This is a genomic window from Streptomyces pallidus (ex Mingjun et al. 2026) (genome assembly GCF_051550185.1).
Classification (GTDB): domain Bacteria; phylum Actinomycetota; class Actinomycetes; order Streptomycetales; family Streptomycetaceae; genus Streptomyces.
This window is the reverse complement of sequence record NZ_CP196181.1, coordinates 3,477,231-3,490,688: the sequence shown is the minus strand read 5'-3', so window position 1 is coordinate 3,490,688 and position 13,458 is coordinate 3,477,231. Positions and strand designations below refer to the sequence as shown.

Genomic DNA, 13,458 nt, shown 5'->3' with positions numbered 1-13,458 from the left:
ATGGTGACCGGCGCCGCCCGCGGAACCGGACCGGTCGAGGTTCGGCTGGAGGCCGAGACTGGTACGGTAATCCCGTACGACTCGGCACGACTCGGCTCTGTGTGCCTCTGTGCACGGCTTCGCATCGGGAGGTCAGCCCATGTCGATCTCGGCCAATGAGGCCCGTCAGCGTTTCTACCCGCTGATCCGGCAGGTGAACGAGGACCACGTGCCCATAGAGGTCACCTCCCGGGAGCACGGCGACGTGGTGATCATGTCTGCCGAGGATTTCCGTTCCTGGCAGGAGACGGTCTACCTCCTGCGGTCACCGCGCAACGCACAGATCCTGATGGAATCCATCGCAGAGCTGGACGCCGGGCAGGGTCACGCCAGAGAGCTGATCGACGTCGAGGACGCGGAAGGAACCGGGTCTGCCGCGTGAAGGTCGTCTTCTCTGGTCGGGCCTGGGAGCAGTACACGTACTGGGCAACCGCCGACCCGAAAGTCCTCAAGCGGATCAACCGCATGATCAAGGAGATCCAGCGCACCCCGTTCGAAGGAGCCGGGAAGCCGGAACCGCTCAAGGAGAACCTGTCGGGTTGGTGGTCCCGTCGGATCACCGACGAGCACCGGCTGGTGTACAGGATCAAGGACCAGGCGGTGGAGATCGCCCAGGCCCGCTACCACTACTGAGTGCCGCCCCCGCGGAACATCACCGGCCGCCTGGCCGCCGACCCTGAACGCCGGCCACCAGATGACGAGCGTTCCCCCGACCGACGCGGTCGCCGTGGCACGCAGGGCGGGGTCGATCCCGGGCAGACTCCGCTTCCGCTTCCGCTCCGGATCCGGAACGCCGGACGCCTCGTCGCCCATCCCCACTCCGACCGCTCGCCACCAGCCGCCCTGCACAGCACTCTTCGACGAAGGATGTGAGGCCCGCCGCCGGAGGACAACGCGCCACGCCGCGGGCCTCCGGGCCGCCGCACCCGGTCGGCGGCGGCCCGTCGGGCCCGTCACATCGGGTCGGGCTGCCCCGGGGCGTCGTTCGGCTTGATGACGGCGAAGACCGCGCCCTGCGGGTCGGCGAGGACGGCCATCCGGCCGACCGGCATGTCGAAGGCGGGGGCCATGACGCTGCCGCCGGCCTCCTCGCAGGCGGCCTGCGTGGCGTCGGCGTCGGCGACGCGGAAGTAGGCCAGCCAGTGCGGCGGCGTGCCCTTCGGGTGCTGGTCCAGGGACATCACGCCGCCCACGGACCGGTCGTTGACCTTGAGCTCGATGTAGCCCTCGGCGCCGGGGATCTCGGAGGGGGCCGGCGTGATCGGGAGGATGGTGGCGTAGTAGCGGGCGGCCGCCTGCGGGTCGGAGGTGGCCAGCTCGTTCCAGGTCAGCGTGTTGTCCTCGTTGACGATCCCGGCGCCGGCGAAGGTACCGGCCTGCCAGATGCCGTAGACGGCGCCGGTGGGGTCGGCGAGGACGGCCATCCGGCCGAGGTCCATGACCTCTGTCGGGTCCACGAGGGTGCTGCCGCCGGCCGCGGAGGCCGCCCTGACCACCTCGTGCACGTCGTGGACGGCCAGGTACGTGGTCCAGGCGGCCGACGGCATCGGGTCGGGGACGGACCCGTCGGGGTTCATCGCCTTCATGATCCCGGCGACCGGTTGCCCCTGGTACTCGCAGACGGAGTAGCCGCCGGTCTCGGGTGGGCCGACCTCGCCGGACCAGCCGAAGAGGCCGGCGTAGAAGTCGAGGGCGGCTTGCTGGTCGGGCACCATCAGGTCGATCCAGCACGGGGTGCCGGGTCTGTAGGAGCCGTTCATGGTGGGCACTGGGCCTCCGGGGGAGGAACGGGGAGGGGACGCGCCGTTCCCTACCCGGGCCCGCGGGCCGGAATCGGGCCGAACGGGTGATCGGTCCACGGCGCCGGAGGCGGCGGGAGCCGCGACCGCGCAGGCACGGGCCGGCCGCAACGCCCGCGGCGGGAAGCCGGTCGTACGGCGGCCGGAGTGCCGACGGGAGACCCCCGTGACACGCTGAAACAGGGGATCGCCGTCCTGGCGGGGCAGGCCGGCCAGCCAGAAGGAGAAAGAGATGGCCACCGACGCTGCCGGATCCCGCACGAACCCCGCCTACCCGCACCCCACGCACGCCCCGGTGTCCGGTATGACCACCATGGCGGCAGCCTTGATGATCTTCGGCGGGGCGATGGCGGTCTTCGAGGGCATCTCGGCCATCGCCACGGATTCGCTGTTCGTCTCGACCCGCCACTACGTGTTCGAGTTCGACCTGACGGGCTGGGGCTGGATCCACCTGATCCTCGGCATCGTCCTCGTCTTCGCCGGCTTCGCCGTGATCAGCGGAGCGCTGTGGGCGCGGTACTTCGGTGTGGCCATCGCCGGCCTGGGCGCGATCGCCAACTTCCTGTGGCTGCCGTACTACCCGTTGTGGGCCCTGGTCCTCATCGGCGTGAACATCCTCGTCATCTGGGCGCTGTGCATGGGCATGCACCGGGAGGCGGACGAGGACCTGGTCGCCTGACCAGCCGGTCGCAGGAACGCCCCCGCCCCCGCCGGCAGCAGGTGCCGGCGGGGGCGGGGGCGTTCGCAGCCGGGCGCGCGTCAGAGGCGCTCGGGGGTGCGGATCCCGAGCAGGGACATGCCCTTGGTCAGCGTCCGCGCGGTCAGGTCGCACAGGAAGAGGCGGTTCTCGACCTGCTCCGGGGTGTCGGCCTTGAGGACCGGGCACTCCGCGTAGAAGGTCGTGTACAGCGACGCCAGCTGGTACAGGTACGCGGCCAGCTTGTGCGGGGCGTACTCGGCGGCGGCTTCGGCGATCAGCTCGCCGAAGCCGTCCAGGTGCAGGCCGAGCGTCCGCTCGGACGGGGTCAGCGCCAGCTCGGCGTGCGCGACCGGCTTCGCGTCGCCCGCCTTCCGCAGGATCGACTGGATACGGGCGTACGCGTACTGGAGGTACACGGACGTGTCGCCGGTCAGCGACACCATCTGGTCCAGGTCGAACTTGTAGTCCCGGGCCGCGGACGTCGAGAGGTCGGCGTACTTCACCGCGCCGATGCCCACCTGGGCACCCCGCTCGGCGATCTCCTGCTCCCTGAGGTCCTGGGCCTTCTCCCGGACGACGGCCGCGGCGCGGTCGATCGCCTCGTCCAGCAGGTCCACCAGCCGCACCGTCTCGCCCTCGCGGGTCTTGAACGGCTTGCCGTCGGCGCCCAGCACGGTGCCGAACGCCAGCTGCACGGCCTTGGTGTCCTCGTTCAGCCAGCCGGCCCGCCGGGCCGTCTCGAAGACCATCTTGAAGTGCAGCCCCTGGCGCGCGTCCACCACGTACAGCAGGCTGTTCGCCTTCAGGTTGCCGACGCGGTCGCGGATCGCCGACAGGTCGGTGGCCGCGTAGCCGAAGCCGCCGTCCGACTTCTGGACGATCAGCGGGGTCGGGTTGCCGTCCGGGCCCTTGAACTCCTCGAAGAACACGCACAGCGCGCCCTCCGAGCGGACCGCGACGCCCGACTCCTCCAGCAGCCGGCAGGTCTCCACCAGCATGTCGTTGTAGCCGGACTCGCCGACGATGTCCGCGTCCCGGATGTCCATGTCCAGCTTGTTGAAGACCGAGTAGAAGTAGATCTTCGACTCGTCCACGAACCGCTGCCACAGTGCGAGGGTCCGCTCGTCGCCCGCCTGGAGGTCGACCACCCGGGCCCGGGCGCGGGTCTTGAACTCCTCGTCGGAGTCGAACAGCGCGCGCGAGGCCTTGTACAGGCGGTTGAGGTTGGACATGGCCTCCTCGCCGGACGCCGCGGTGTCCTCGGCGGCCGAACCCGCCGCGGCCTTGTGGTCCAGCTCGTGCGGGTGCTCGATCAGGTACTGGATGAGCATGCCGAACTGGGTGCCCCAGTCGCCGATGTGGTGGCGGCGGACCACCTGCTCGCCCGTGAACTCCAGGATCTCGACCATCGCGGCGCCGATCACCGCGGACCGCAGGTGGCCGACGTGCATCTCCTTGGCCACGTTCGGCTGGGCGTAGTCGATCACCGTGGTGCCGGCGTTCCCGTTGACCGGGACGCCGAGCCGGGCGTCCGCGGCGCGTGCCGCCAGCGTCTCGACGATCGCCCGGTCGGAGACCGTGATGTTCAGGAAGCCGGGGCCGGAGACCTCGATCTCCTCGATGACCCCGCCCTTGTCCAGGCCCTCGACGACCGTGGTCGCCAGCTCGCGCGGGTTGGCCTTCGCCTTCTTCGCGAGCGCCAGGATGCCGTTGGCCTGGAAGTCGGCCCGGTCGCTTCGTCGCAGCAGCGGGTCGGCCGCACCGGCCTCCGGCAGGGCGGAGACGAGGGCGTCGGCGACGCGCTGATGGACGGAAGAAGCGAGGGAAGGGACCGAGGCCATGAGCTGCCGTTCCTGTGAGGTGTGCGGTGTGCGTGCACTTGGGTGTTCCGACAAGTGCCGAGTATCCCACGTGCCCGCGTCCCGTTTCCCGGGATAAGCGGGCAGAGGCGGCCGTCCTCCCGGGAAGGTCCCCCGGGAAGGCCCGCCGGGAAAGCAACCCCGAACCGCCCGCTTCCGTCTGGGAGAATGGCTGAAGCCAGCATTCGAGATAGAAGGACGTGTCGTGGCTCAGAGCAGCACCGAGACCGACTGGGTCTCCCGTTTCGCGGACGAGGTCATCGCCGAGGCGGAGCGCCGAGCACCCGGCAAACCTGTCGTCGTCGCGTCCGGACTCTCCCCCTCCGGCCCGATCCACCTCGGCAACCTGCGCGAGGTCATGACCCCGCACCTGGTCGCCGACGAGATCCGCCGCCGCGGTTTCGAGGTCCGCCACGTCCTGTCCTGGGACGACTACGACCGCTACCGCAAGGTACCCAAGGGCATCCCGGGCGTGACCGAGGAGTCCCACGCGCAGCACATCGGTCGCCCGCTGACCTCCGTGCCCGCCCCGGCCGGGTCCGCGTACCCGAACTGGGCCGAGCACTTCAAGGCCGCCATGGTCAAGGCCCTGGCCGAGCTGGGCGTCGAGTACGACCCGATCAGCCAGACCGAGCAGTACACCTCGGGCGCCTACCGCGACCAGGTGCTGTTCGCGATGAAGCACCGCGGCGACATCGACGCGATCCTCGCGCAGTACCGCACCAAGCCCAAGGCCGTGAAGAAGTCGCAGAAGCCGGTCGACGAGGCCGAGCTGGAGGCCGCCGAGGGCTCCGGCGCCGCCGCCGAGGACGACGGCAGTGCCGAGGGCGCCGAGTACTTCCCGTACAAGCCGTACTGCGGCGAGTGCGGCAAGGACTTCACCAAGGTCACCTCGTACGACGACGAGACGACCGAGCTGACCTACGTCTGCACCGAGGACGACTTCACCGAGACGGTCAAGCTCAGCGAGTTCAACCGCGGCAAGCTCGTCTGGAAGGTCGACTGGCCGATGCGCTGGGCGTTCGAGGGCGTCGTCTTCGAGCCCTCCGGCGTCGACCACTCCTCGCCCGGCTCCTCCTTCCAGGTCGGCGGCCAGGTCGTGGGCCTCTTCGGCGGCGAGCAGCCGATCGGCCCGATGTACGCGTTCGTCGGCATCAGCGGCATGGCGAAGATGTCCTCCAGCAAGGGCGGCGTACCGACGCCGGGCGACGCGCTGGAGATCATGGAGCCGCAGCTGCTGCGCTGGCTGTACGCCCGCCGCAAGCCCAACCAGAGCTTCAAGATCGCCTTCGACCAGGAGATCCAGCGGCTCTACGACGAGTGGGACAAGCTGGAGGCCAAGGTCGCCGACGGCTCCGTGCTGCCCGCCGACGCCGCCGCGCACACCCGCGCCGTCCGCGTCGCCTCGCACGAGCTGCCGCGCACCCCGCGCCCGATGCCGTACCGGACCCTGGCGTCCGTCGTCGACGTCACCGCCGGCCACGACGAGCAGACCCTGCGCATCCTCTCCGACCTGGACCCGGCCAACCCGCTGACCTCCCTCGACGAGGTCCGCCCGCGCCTGGACCGCGCCGAGAACTGGATCACCACCCAGGTCCCGGCCGACCAGCGGACCCTGGTGCGCGAGGCGCCCGACGCCGAGCTGCTCGCCTCCCTGGACGACGAGGGCCGCCGCTCGCTGGAGCTGCTGCTGGAGGGCCTGGACTCGCACTGGTCGCTGGACGGGCTCACCACCCTCGTCTACGGCGTCCCGAAGGTCATGGCCGGTCTCGACCCCGAGGCCAAGCCGACCCCCGAGCTGAAGGTGGCCCAGCGACAGTTCTTCGCCCTGCTCTACCGCCTCCTGGTCACCCGGGAGACCGGCCCGCGCCTGCCCACGCTGCTGCTGGCGGTCGGGGCGGACCGGGTGCGCAAGCTCCTGGCGGCCTGACCGTGGCGTACGAGGGGCCCCGTCGGGAATCCGGTGGGGCCTTTCCCCTTTCCGGGGCGGCGCCGGACGGGGAACGCCGGGAGGACCTGCGGCTGCGCCAGCTGGACCTGCTGCGCGGGATGCAGGCGCTGCCGCACCTGCGGGAGCCGGCGCTGGCGGCACTCGGGGCGACCGAAGACGAGCTGGCGGCCTCCGGCGACCGGGCCGGTGCCGGGCTGCCGAGGCCCGTCGAACTCACCCGGTACCGGCTGTCGCTGTGGCCCGACTACGCCTTCGAGTTCCGGCACCGCCCGGAGCAGGTGTTGCGGAAGTGTCTGGAGCGGGCGGCCTTCGTCCGGGTCGCCGGGGCCGCGCCGGCCGCGGACCGGCATCCGGAGCCGTGGCGTATCCTGCGCGACGAGATGCTGACCGGGGCCGGCGAGGACGGCCCCGCCGGCGGCGGTCCCTGGACCGGTGTCGTGCCGATCGACGTCTGGACCCCGTACGAGTCGTACGCGGCGACCAGCCCGGTCGACGGGCGGCGGTACTTCCTACGGTTCGGCTGGGGCCTGCTCCAGGAGATCGCGCCCCTCGACGTGGAGCCGGAGCCCCCGCAGCACCGGCACGCGACCTAGTGCGGTGACCGGGAAGGTTCACCGCCTCGCGACGCTCCCCCGGCTACCGCTGGGAGGTGCCCCGAGGCACGGCACCTCGCCGCGTGGTCGGACCGCGCAGGTACGTCCCGTACGAGCCGCGGCCCTCCGCCTTGCGATGCACCGCACCGGACGCCGCGAGCCGGCAAGCCTTTCCGGACACAGCCCGCTCCCGGCCGGCCCGGCCGGGAGCGGGCGTCCTACGCGATGTGCTCGTTCTCCAGGTCGCGCTGGTAGCGCTGCTTCAGCTCCGGCATCAGACGGCGGAGCATGGACGCGCTGCGCGGGTGCACGATCCCGAGCCTGTCGGCGAGGTGTATGTCCACCTGCTCCGGGTTCGGGAACTGGCCGTTCTCGTCGATGAACGCCCGGAAGACCTCGTACGCGGCCTCCGCGAACTTCACCTCGTCGACGCCCCCCGCCTCGGCCTCGGCCCCGGCAGCGTCCTGCGCGCCGACGGCCCCCGGCACGGCAGCCTCCGCCGGCGCCGGGAACAGGGCGTCCTGGCCCTCGGTCTGCGCCAGCGCGTCGAGAGCCTGCTGGGCGGCCCGGGCCTGCCGCTGGACCTCCAGTGCCTGCTGGGCCGCGAGGGCCTGCTCCGCCTCCGGCAGCTCGGGGCCGGCCGGGGCCATCACCGGGGTGGGCTCCAGGCCCTCCACGTACTGCGGGTTGTAGCCGCCCTCGTACGCCGCCTGCGGGGCCTTCGGCCCGGCGAACCAGGCGCTGTCGTGGGCCGCGGGCATGGCCGTCGGGTCCACCGCGAACGCCGCCTGAGGATGCTGCTTCGGCCCCTGGGCCTGCACCTGGCCCGGCACCTGCGCCTGGCCCGGCACCTGCGCCTGGCCCGGCACCGGCACCTGCCCGGGGGCCTGGCCCGGGCCCAGCTGCTGCGGCAGCTCCGCCCCCGGCACCCGGCCCGGACCGGGTGCCGCGGCCTGCTGCGCCGCGGCTGCCGCGGCCGCAGGGACCGCGGCAGCCGCCGGTACCGCCTCCAGGGCCGGCGCCCGCGTCCCCGCGTCCACCGGGGGCAGCAGCACCGGGTCGATGCCCGCGGCCGCCAGCCCCTCCGGAGCCGTCTGCGACAGCGGGACGCCGATCCGGGCCAGCCGCAGCGGCATCAGCGCCTCCACCGGAGCCTTGCGCCGCCATGCCCGCCCGTACCGGGCCTGGAGCCGCGCCTGGTAGATCAGCCGGTCCTGTTCCATGCCGACCGCCTGCTCGTACGAACGCAGCTCCCACAGCTTCATCCGGCGCCACAGCTTGAAGGTGGGGACCGGCGACAGCAGCCAGCGGGTGATGCGGACGCCCTCCATGTGCCGGTCCGCGGTGATGTCCGCGATCCGGCCCACGGCGTGCCGCGCCGCCTCCACCGTGACCACGAACAGGATCGGGATCACGGCGTGCATGCCCACGCCCAGCGGGTCCGGCCAGGCCGCGGCGCCGTTGAAGGCGATGGTCGCCGCGGTCAGCAGCCACGCCGTCTGGCGCAGCAGCGGGAACGGGATCCGGATCCACGTCAGCAGCAGGTCCAGCGCCAGCAGCACGCAGATGCCCGCGTCGATGCCGATCGGGAACACCAGCGAGAAGCTGCCGAACCCCTTCTTCAGCGCGAGCTCACGGACCGCGGCGTACGAGCCCGCGAAGCCGATGCCGGCGATGACGACGGCTCCCGCGACCACGACGCCGATGAGTATCCGGTGCGTTCGAGTCAGCTGCATCGCGGCCACCCGCGATCCCCTCCCCTTGTCGAGCTACGGCAGGCACAGCGTACGGCCGACTGTACGGGTGACTGAATGTCAGCCTCCACAAAGTCCGGCCGATCCGCCGTGCATCTGCGCGTACGGGCCGAGGCCTACTGGGCCGACGGGGAAGCCTGCTGGTCAGGCTGGTTCGACTGCTGGCCTGCGGAGCCGACCGAGGCGACGATCTCCTTGGCCGCGGTGATCGCGTCCTGGAGCAGCTTGGCCTGATCCGGTGCCCCTGCGCCCTCGTAGGCGGCACCGTTGTAGTCGACGGTGACGACCACGTTCTGGGTGCGGGCGACGACGGTCGTGTTGAAGAAGTCCACGTCCTTCTTCACGCCGAGGACGACGGAGGTGGCCTGGTCGCCGACGCCGCCGGCCTGCTCGGCCTTCACGTCCTTCGCGCCCTCGGTGGCCTTGGCGGCCTCGATCTGCTTGTTGTACTGCTCCTCGGCGCGCTTGTTCGCGCTGCCGAGCGAGGCGTGGGACTCGTAGCGGACCAGGGAGACCGACAGCCAGCGGTACTGCGAGCCCTTCAGGCCGTCCTCGTCCAGGCCGTTCCAGGAGCAGCTGGCGCGGGTGGCCAGGTCGTTCGACTTGGTGGCCGTGCCGTTCTTGTCCTTGGCCTCCGGGACCAGGCTCTCGACGGTCTTCGCCTGGAGGGTCTTGCAGGGCTCGGGCAGCGTGGCGAACGCCGCCTTCTCCAGCACGGTCGACGGCTTGCCGTTCGGCTTGGCGGAGGCCGAGGCGGAGGCCTTGCTGCCGCTGTCGGAGCCCTTGCCCTTGCCCTTGTCCGAATCGGAGGAGCATCCGGCGGCGGCGAGGATCACCGGTATGACGGCTGCGCAGGCGAGCACGCGGGTGAGACGCGAGGCTGATCGGTGCATGGTTCCTTCAGTACGTTGTGGGCGCGTTGTGTCAGAACGCGGTGCGGGCGCGGGACCCGAGCAACGGTAGCCCGATCCGGAGGACGCCTGCTGTGCGCGCGGTCACCCCGGGGGCGGCCGCGGCCGCGTTCAGTCGTTGAACCGCTCGACGAGGGCCAGGGCCAACTGCCGTGCCCTGTCCTGGGTTTCGGGGCTGGAGGGGATCGTGCCGGGCAGCGCGGGCTGCACGCTGTACTCGACGGTGACGATGACGTTCGCGGTGCGGAAGACGATCCGCACGTTCCGCGCCTGGACGGCGCTGGCGCCGGCCGCGCTCAGCTTGTCCTCGATGAAGGCCTCGGTGCCGAGCCCTTCGAGGACCCGGGAGCCGAGCTCGGGCGCGGGAGCGGGCGAGGCGGCGCCGGCGCTGCCGCCGGGCGAAGGGGCGCCGGAGGCGGTCGCGGGCGGGGCGGCCGGGGCGCCGGTCTGCGTCGGGCTCGGAGCGGGGGCCGCACCGCTCGGGGCGGCGCCGGTCGGGGGCGTGGCCGGGGCGGCGGTCGGGCCCGGGAAGGGCAGGTGCGCGTCGGTGAGGCGGCGGACGTAGACCTGCTTGGCCTTGTCGTCGTCGCTCGTCGTGGCCCGGTCGTACGAGACGACCCGCTCGAAGCGGACCGCGAGCAGCCGGGTCTCCTCGGGCGTCTGCGCCGTCCACCGGCAGCCGACGTGCCGGTCGGCGTCATAGGAGGTGTCCGCGGTGCCCGCGTACAGCTGCGCCTTCTGGTCCTCGGTGAGGGTGGTCGCGGCCGGGAGCATGGCCTTCAGGCGCTTGCCGTCCGCGGCCTTGCAGGGGGCGGGCAGGCTGCGGTACTTCCCGGCGGGTGCGGGCGCCGGCGAGCTGTCGCCCGCCTTGGCATCGGTTGCGCCGGCGCCACCGCTCCCACTGGTGCACCCGGTCAGGCCGGCCGTCCCGGCGACGAGGGCGGTGAGCATCGCGATGCCCGGCAGGACTCGCCGTACCGCTTTGCGCTGCACGTCCACTGGCTCCCTTCGACCGGCCGGCCGCCCGGCGGTCAGGAAAATGCGTTGCCGCGCTTTGGACGCGGCTGGACACAATGTCTATCGCACACGCCGGTACCGGCGCCGGTCCCCTGTCTGCTTTGGGGCCAGAAGCGAGGGTTTTTGCCCTATCTGATTTTTCCGTTGGTTTCGGGGGATTAAGACGTTATGCCGTACGTAGAGGTTCCGGGAGCGAAGGTCCCGATCCGGATGTGGGCCGATCCGGCGTCGGTCGAGCAGAGCGCGATGCGCCAGCTGGAGAACGTCGCGACCCTCCCGTGGATCAAGGGCCTGGCCGTCATGCCGGACGTCCACTACGGCAAGGGCGCCACCGTCGGCTCCGTGATCGCCATGAAGGACGCGGTCTGCCCGGCGGCGGTCGGCGTGGACATCGGCTGCGGCATGTCCGCGGTCAAGACCTCCCTCACGGCGAACGACCTCCCCGGAGACCTGTCGGCGCTCCGCTCCAAGATCGAGCGGGCCATCCCGGTGGGCGCGGGCATGCACCGCGAGGCCCTGGACCCGGATCGCCTGTACGGCTTCCGGGACGCGGGCTTCGGCGACCTGTGGGAGCGCTTCGACTACATCGCGGACGCGGTGAAGTACCGCCGCGACCGGGCCCTGCGGCAGCTGGGCACCCTGGGCAGCGGGAACCACTTCTGCGAGGTGTGCATCGACACCTCCGGCTCGGTGTGGCTCATGCTGCACTCCGGCTCCCGGAACATCGGCAACGAGCTCGCCGACTTCCACATCAACGTGGCCCGGAGCCTCGACCACAACCAGAACCTGGTCGACCGCGACCTCGCCGTGTTCCTCGCGGCCACCCCCGAGATGGACGCCTACCGCAACGACCTCTTCTGGGCGCAGGAGTACGCCAAGTACAACCGGGCCGCGATGATGAGCCTCCTCAAGGAGGTCTTCCGCAAGGAGTTCCGCAAGGCGAAGGTCTCCTTCGACCAGGAGATCAGCTGCCACCACAACTACGTGGCGGAGGAGCGGTACGACGGCATGGACCTGCTGGTCACCCGCAAGGGCGCGATCCGCGCCGGCAGCGGCGACTACGGGATCATCCCGGGCTCGATGGGCACCGGCTCGTACATCGTGAAGGGCCTCGGCAACGAGATGTCCTTCAACTCGGCCTCGCACGGAGCGGGCCGGAAGATGAGCCGCACCGCAGCGAAAAAGCGCTTCTCGGCGCGGGACCTGGCGGAACAGACCCGCGGCGTGGAGTGCCGCAAGGACGTGGGCGTGGTCGACGAGATCCCGGGCGCCTACAAGTCGATCGAGCAGGTCATCGACCAGCAGACCGACCTCGTCTCGGTCGTCGCCAAGCTCAAGCAGGTCATCTGCGTCAAGGGCTGAACCCGCCGGAAGGGCCCGGACCGGACGGTCCGGGCCCTTCCGGGTGCACCGTCACAACTCCCGGTGCACCTTGGTGTTCGAAGCCTGGGCGCGCGGCCGCATCACCAACAGGTCGATGTTGACGTGGCTGGGCCGCGTCACCGCCCACGCGACCGTCTCGGCCACGTCGTCCGCGCTCAGCGGCTCGGCCACCCCCGCGTACACCTTGGCCGCCTTCTCGGTGTCCCCACGGAACCGCGTCGTGGCGAACTCCTCCGTCTTGACCATGCCCGGCGCGATCTCGATCACCCGCACGGGCTGACCGACGATCTCCAGGCGCAGCGTCTCGGCGAGCACCCGCGCCCCGTTCTTGGCGGCCACGTAGCCGCCGCCGCCCTCGTACGTGCCGTGGCCGGCCGTGGACGACAGCACCACGACCGTCCCGTCGCCGGACGCGACCAGCGCCGGCAGCAGCGCCTGCGTCATGTGCAGGGTGCCGATCACGTTGACCTCGTACATGGTGCGCCAGTCCCCCGGATCACCGGTGGCGACCGGATCGGCCCCGAGCGCGCCGCCCGCGTTGTTCACCAGCACGTCGCACCGCTCCAGGGAGGCCGCGAACGCATCGACGGCACCGCGCTCCGTCACGTCCAGCGCATACGCCACGGCAGACCCGCCACCGGTGGTGATCTCGTCGGCAAGGGCCTCGATCCGGTCCTTGCGGCGCGCGGTGAGGACGACGTGGTAGCCGGCCGCGGCGAGCTGCCGGGCGGTGGCCGCGCCGATGCCGCTGCTGGCGCCGGTGACTACGGCGGTCCGGGTGCTCATGTACGGGCTCCTCGTTCGTACGGGCGATTACCCGCCAGCATAAGCACGACCTCAGCGCCCCCGCGGGGCGTACATGATCACGGCCATCCCGCCCAGGCACACCAGCGCCCCCACGCCGTCCCACCGGTCGGGGCCGATACCCGTTGGCAACGACGCCCCAGGCCAGCGCCCCCGCAACGAAGACCCCGCCGGCCCCGACCCCTGCCGCCCCCGCGCCCGGCCCGAACGAAGGGCCGGACGCCGACCCGGCGGGAGCACGTAGCGATCTGCCGCGCCCACCGTCCCCAGACGGGGGTCAGACGCCGAGAAGAGAGGAGCGCGTAGCGATCTGTCGCGTTACGGGCCCCAGACGGGGGTCAGACGCCGAGAAGAGAGGAGCACGTAGCGATCTGAGGCGTTTTCGGGGGCTGGACGGGCTGCTGGTCGACATTTCGCGCAGGTACGGGGGCGAGGCCCGGCAGCGGCCCGGCGGGGGCGGGTCTGGGTGGTCCTGGGGGGCAAGGCCTGGGCAAGGCGGAGCCGGGGGCTGGCTGCTCTGACGAGGGCCGTTTCTGATGTCGTGCCCCCTGGCCGTCCTTCGGGGGCTTCCCGGCAGCTCTTTGGCATTCCGGTGCGGGTCGGCTTGTCAAGGGTGGCCGAAGGCCATCGCGCAGCGACGCGACGACG

At 71.5% G+C, this 13,458-nt stretch carries 12 protein-coding genes and 1 pseudogene; 6 read left to right on the top strand and 7 right to left on the bottom strand.

The features are described 5' to 3' along the window. Positions 1–139 precede the first annotated feature (139 nt). Both ACSHWO_RS15155 and ACSHWO_RS15150 read left to right on the top strand, forming a co-directional pair. A complete protein-coding gene (locus tag ACSHWO_RS15155; protein ID WP_361091070.1) occupies positions 140–421 on the top strand; it encodes a type II toxin-antitoxin system Phd/YefM family antitoxin in 282 nt (93 codons plus the stop codon). Further along, the gene (locus ACSHWO_RS15150) at positions 418–672 is read left to right on the top strand and encodes a Txe/YoeB family addiction module toxin (protein ID WP_438312402.1); all 255 of its coding nucleotides are present in this window, start codon (positions 418–420) and stop codon (positions 670–672) included. Before ACSHWO_RS15155 ends, ACSHWO_RS15150 begins: the two co-directional genes overlap by 4 nt. A gap of 320 nt (positions 673–992) precedes the next feature. On the opposite strand, the gene ACSHWO_RS15145 is transcribed toward ACSHWO_RS15150, so the two are convergent. After that, a complete protein-coding gene (locus ACSHWO_RS15145; RefSeq protein WP_438312400.1) occupies positions 993–1,799 on the bottom strand; it encodes a VOC family protein in 807 nt (268 codons plus the stop codon). A 271-nt stretch (positions 1,800–2,070) separates the two neighbouring features. Here ACSHWO_RS15145 and ACSHWO_RS15140 point away from each other — a divergent pair, with 271 nt between their 5' ends. Further along, complete coding sequence (locus ACSHWO_RS15140; RefSeq protein WP_361091064.1) at positions 2,071–2,517, top strand: DUF7144 family membrane protein; 447 nt, start codon at positions 2,071–2,073, stop codon at positions 2,515–2,517. A gap of 80 nt (positions 2,518–2,597) precedes the next feature. Here ACSHWO_RS15140 and argS read toward each other — a convergent pair whose 3' ends face one another. Next, positions 2,598–4,379, bottom strand: a complete 1,782-nt coding sequence (gene argS, locus ACSHWO_RS15135) for an arginine--tRNA ligase (RefSeq protein ID WP_438312398.1) — start codon at positions 4,377–4,379, stop codon at positions 2,598–2,600. 223 nt (positions 4,380–4,602) lie between these two features. Between argS and lysS the strand changes: the two genes are divergently transcribed. Together lysS and ACSHWO_RS15125 are read left to right on the top strand one after the other, a co-directional pair. Beyond that, positions 4,603–6,327 carry a lysine--tRNA ligase gene (gene lysS, locus ACSHWO_RS15130; protein WP_361091058.1) on the top strand — a complete coding sequence of 575 codons (1,725 nt, stop codon included), beginning with the start codon at positions 4,603–4,605 and terminating at the stop codon, positions 6,325–6,327. Positions 6,328–6,329: 2 nt separating this feature from the next. Next, on the top strand, positions 6,330–6,941 hold the full coding sequence (locus ACSHWO_RS15125; protein ID WP_438312396.1) for a hypothetical protein: 612 nt from the start codon (positions 6,330–6,332) through the stop codon (positions 6,939–6,941). 218 nt (positions 6,942–7,159) lie between these two features. On the opposite strand, the gene ACSHWO_RS15120 is transcribed toward ACSHWO_RS15125, so the two are convergent. The 3 genes from ACSHWO_RS15120 to ACSHWO_RS15110 all read right to left on the bottom strand — a co-directional run bounded on the left by ACSHWO_RS15120 (position 7,160) and on the right by ACSHWO_RS15110 (position 10,599). Then, the gene (locus ACSHWO_RS15120; RefSeq protein ID WP_438312394.1) at positions 7,160–8,686 is read right to left on the bottom strand and encodes a DUF2637 domain-containing protein; all 1,527 of its coding nucleotides are present in this window, start codon (positions 8,684–8,686) and stop codon (positions 7,160–7,162) included. Between the two features lie 125 nt (positions 8,687–8,811). Then, entirely contained in the window at positions 8,812–9,588 is a 777-nt protein-coding gene (locus tag ACSHWO_RS15115; RefSeq protein ID WP_361091049.1) for a DUF3558 family protein, read from the bottom strand. A gap of 129 nt (positions 9,589–9,717) precedes the next feature. Then, positions 9,718–10,599 carry a DUF3558 domain-containing protein gene (locus ACSHWO_RS15110; protein WP_438312392.1) on the bottom strand — a complete coding sequence of 294 codons (882 nt, stop codon included), beginning with the start codon at positions 10,597–10,599 and terminating at the stop codon, positions 9,718–9,720. Positions 10,600–10,791: 192 nt separating this feature from the next. Here ACSHWO_RS15110 and ACSHWO_RS15105 point away from each other — a divergent pair, with 192 nt between their 5' ends. Then, the gene (locus ACSHWO_RS15105) at positions 10,792–11,985 is read left to right on the top strand and encodes an RtcB family protein (RefSeq protein WP_438312389.1); all 1,194 of its coding nucleotides are present in this window, start codon (positions 10,792–10,794) and stop codon (positions 11,983–11,985) included. Positions 11,986–12,036: 51 nt separating this feature from the next. On the opposite strand, the gene ACSHWO_RS15100 is transcribed toward ACSHWO_RS15105, so the two are convergent. Next, positions 12,037–12,792, bottom strand: a complete 756-nt coding sequence (locus tag ACSHWO_RS15100; RefSeq protein WP_438312387.1) for an SDR family NAD(P)-dependent oxidoreductase — start codon at positions 12,790–12,792, stop codon at positions 12,037–12,039. 51 nt (positions 12,793–12,843) lie between these two features. Beyond that, positions 12,844–12,982 (bottom strand): annotated as a pseudogene (locus ACSHWO_RS15095) (YnfA family protein); the annotation flags it as partial. Positions 12,983–13,458: the final 476 nt, after the last annotated feature.